Below are 2772 nucleotides of genomic sequence, written 5' to 3'. Positions count from 1 at the left end.
CGGTAACGTTGGAATGCAACGCCTTCGCGATTACGTAACCTCTATTAAATATATCGGTCATGCGCGAGACGCCTTCAGAGACGTCTGAATATGGAAAGTAATAAAAGTAAGCCCTACATTCGCTGGCATATCGCCACCTTTGCATAGCCCGGTAGTGCGGCTGACTTGTAATCAGCAGGTCGGGGATTCGAATTCCTCAGGTGGCTCCATTATCCTTACAATATATTTATGATAAACGGGTTATTTTTCTCCAATTACCACAGAATAAGTTGATTTGTGGATCGGTGTCGCGGAAAAACTTTCCATAGGGCCCGCGCCGCACTGAACAGATCCTGCGCCATCGGAGCTCTCGATCCACAGATCACACGGCCTCGGATCGTGAGATTCGGACTGCGTACATGACATCCTCATTGCGCATCCCTCTCGACATTCCCTGTGAACATCCCCACGGCATTCCTCGTTTCGTCGTTCTTCTTCATATAATACTTGCTCGTCGTGTTGATGCTCGAATGCCCCGGGAGCATAGCGGCGAGACGTGGATGGTTGCAATTAGTTCTTTAATGCTCTTGGAATTGAGATTTTAGCCGAATTCGTACCTGAGGTCAGAACTCGAGAAAAGGGGCATCGAAGTGCACATGGTCCATTTCAGCGTACACAACGGCAACAGCGGATCGTTGAGATGCGCCACCAAGCCGCTGGATAGGAAGGTGCCATCGTCACGTTGAAACCGTTCACGGTGCGGTTTTGCAATGATCGAACGGCTCCGGGATGTGATGGCGGGCCCAGCCGGGTCCGCCATCTATCTTATCCAGACGTTCTGATGACGGGTGCCGTCATGGTTGTTTCTGGTCTGGCTGTTTCGAATCCCGGATATTTCCTGTCGTACAGCAGCGCCGCTATCAGTACTACGAAGCACGATCCCGCATTGTGCACCAATGCGCCGGTGGTCGGTGTTAGCATCTGCAACACAGACAGGATTATGGCAACGAAGTTTATGCCCATGGAAAGGGCAATGCTGAAACTTATCGTCCTTACCGTGGTGTTCGACAGCCATTTTAGGTATGGGATCTTGGATAGGTCCCCTCCCACCAATGCGATGTCCGCGGCATCCACCGTTATATCGCTGCCTATGTCCCCCATCGCCACGCCGACATCGGCCGTCTTGAGTGCGGGTGCGTCGTTCACGCCGTCCCCTATCATGCAGACATTCCTGCCACTCTTCCGTATTGATAGGATGCTGTCGACCTTCTCTCCGGGCAGGAGTTCTGCCCTGACGTTGGTTATCCCGACCTTCCGTGCGAAATAGTCTGCGGTCCTGGAGTTGTCTCCGGTCAGCAACACGGCCTCGGTATCCAGTTTTCCAAGGTCGGATATCATCCTGTCCGCATCCGGACGGAGTGTGTCAGATATGCCTATCACGCCGATACAGGTGCCGTCGGCCGCGATCAATATCGATGCCTTTCCCTGATCGCGAAGCACGTCTAGATCGGTATGGATGTCATCGGTGATCGAGATGACATTTTCGTGCAGGTATCTCTCGCTTCCGCATACGACTCTCTGGCCGTTCACCCGTGCTACGATGCCTTTACCTGCATCCATATGGAAGTCCGTGGGTTCCGAGATCGATATGCCCCGTTCCTTCGCCAGGGCGACGATGGCTTTTCCCAGAGGGTGTTCGCTGCGCGATTCGGCGGAGGCCGCGATAGATAGTAATTCCTGCTCGCTCGTATCCGCCGAGGCGGGCATGACATCGCTGACCCCCGATCTGCCGTATGTCAGGGTGCCTGTCTTGTCAAAGGCTATCGTGTCGACCTTGCCCATCTTCTCCAGGGCCTCGCCGGACTTGATGATGACACCGTGCTTGGTAGCCTGTCCTATCGCCGCCATTATCGCGGTCGGTGTGGCAAGGACGAGGGCACACGGACAGAATACCACCAGTACCGTCACGGTGGTGACGATGTTGTTCGTCGCCATACCTGCAACGATGGCTATAATCACTGCGACCGGAACGAGCCAGCTTGCCCATTTATCTGCGATGCGCTGTGTTGGGGCCTGCCTGTTCTCGGCCTCCCGTATCATGCGGACGAGTTTCTGGAAAGAGCTGTTCTCGCCGACTTTGGTGGCTGATATGTCGACGGTACCGAAACGGTTCACGGTTCCGCAGAAGACCTCGTCGTCCACCGTCTTGTCGACCGGAAGCGATTCTCCGGTCATGATCGACTGGTCGATGGATGTCTCCCCTTTGATTATCATCCCGTCCACTGGGATGGTCTCCCCCGGCAATACACGGACGGTGTCGCCCGGGCGGATCTCTTCCGCCGGGACGAGTTCTTCCGTGCCATCTCTGATCCTGCGTCCCTGTACCGGGGTAAGGTCGATAAGCTTCCGCAGACCTTTCTTCGCTCTGTTCACGGTCCTTTCTTCGAGCAATGCACCGATGGACATGATGAATGCGACCTCTCCTGCCGCGAACAGATCTCCTATGTAGACGGCGGCCGCTATCGCGATGGTTATGAGCAGTGCCGAGGAGATCTTGCTGATCCCGCGGTCGTAGACGATCCTCCACACGGACAGATACAGCAGAGGTATGCCGCTTATGATGACGGATATCCACGCGGGTTCGATACAGACCTCGATGCCCGAGACCGACAGCAGCAGGCTGACGGCCAGGAATATTCCGGACACGACAGTCATCTTCCAGCCTGCGAGCGTATCCACGAATCTCTTCAACACCCTCATCAATCCTCCGTAATTAACAATATAATATATTCG

The 2772-nt window shown here is 54.6% G+C and carries 1 protein-coding gene and 1 tRNA gene; one reads left to right on the top strand and one right to left on the bottom strand.

Annotated features, from left to right (window positions below; translation table 11 throughout):
• The first annotated feature begins 132 nt into the window (after window positions 1-132).
• Window positions 133-209: transfer RNA gene (locus tag LHW45_11285), tRNA-Thr, on the top strand.
• Between the two features lie 595 nt (window positions 210-804).
• Here the strand turns inward: LHW45_11285 and cadA are convergent.
• Complete coding sequence (gene cadA, locus LHW45_11280; protein MCB5286151.1) at window positions 805-2739, bottom strand: cadmium-translocating P-type ATPase; 1935 nt, start codon at window positions 2737-2739, stop codon at window positions 805-807.
• Window positions 2740-2772 lie beyond the last annotated feature (33 nt).

The sequence above is a fragment of the Candidatus Cloacimonadota bacterium genome (genome assembly GCA_020532085.1).
GTDB lineage: Bacteria > Cloacimonadota > Cloacimonadia > Cloacimonadales > Cloacimonadaceae > Syntrophosphaera.
This window is presented reverse-complemented; position numbering and strand designations above follow the sequence as displayed.

Excerpts from the sequence above, each read along its gene's own strand:
- cadA (MCB5286151.1), bottom strand. The coding sequence starts at position 2,739 with ATGAGGGTGTTGAAGAGATTCGTGGATACGCTCGCAGGCTGGAAGATG.